Here is a 717-nt window from a genome sequence, read left to right as displayed (position 1 = left end):
GGCGTGAGCTGCGAGGTCTCGGCGCATGACCCAGCTCGCCGTGCTCGACCCCGACGCGCTCGACTTCGCGCCCGACCTGCTCGCGATCCAGGAGCGCCCGCCGGCGCGCCTGCCGCGGGTGCTGCTGGTCACGGTGGCGGTGCTGATCGCGCTGTTGCTCGCCTGGGCGGTCTTCGCCCAACTCGACATCATCGCGACGGCCGAGGGCCGACTGGTGCCGATCAGCTTCACCAAGCTCGTGCAGCCAGCCGAGGCCGGTGTCGTCACCGAGATCCTGGTGAAGGAGGGCGATGCGGTGAAAGAGGGTCAGCTGCTGTTGAAGCTGGACGCGCGGGCTTCGCAGGCCGACACCGCGGCGCTCGGCCACGAGGTGGCGCTGAAGAAGCTGACGCTGCGCCGCATCGAGGCCGAGCTGGCCGACCAGCCGCTGCTGCCCGGCCGCGGCGAGCCGCCGCTGCTGTACGCCCAGGTCGACGCGCAGTTCCGCGCGCGCCGCCAGGCCTATCTCGACGCCGTTGCGCAGGAGCAGGAGACCCGCGCCCGCGCGCAGGCCGACCTGCATGCGTCGCAGCAGCAGCTGTCCAAGCTGACACAGACGCTGCCGAGCTACCAGCAGTCGGCGCAGGCCTACCGGCAGCTGGTCAAGGAAGGTTTCGTCGGCGAGCTGGCGGCCAACGAGAAGGGCCGCGAGGCCACCGAGCGCGAGCAGGACGTGAA

1 pseudogene is annotated in these 717 nt (G+C 71.4%); it reads left to right on the top strand.

Annotated elements, in window-relative coordinates:
• Positions 1 to 25 precede the first annotated feature (25 nt).
• A pseudogene (locus AC1D01_RS37380) lies at positions 26 to 717 on the top strand (HlyD family type I secretion periplasmic adaptor subunit); the annotation flags it as partial.

Source organism: Rhizobacter sp. P3_B12 (genome assembly GCF_056402895.1).
This window is presented reverse-complemented; position numbering and strand designations above follow the sequence as displayed.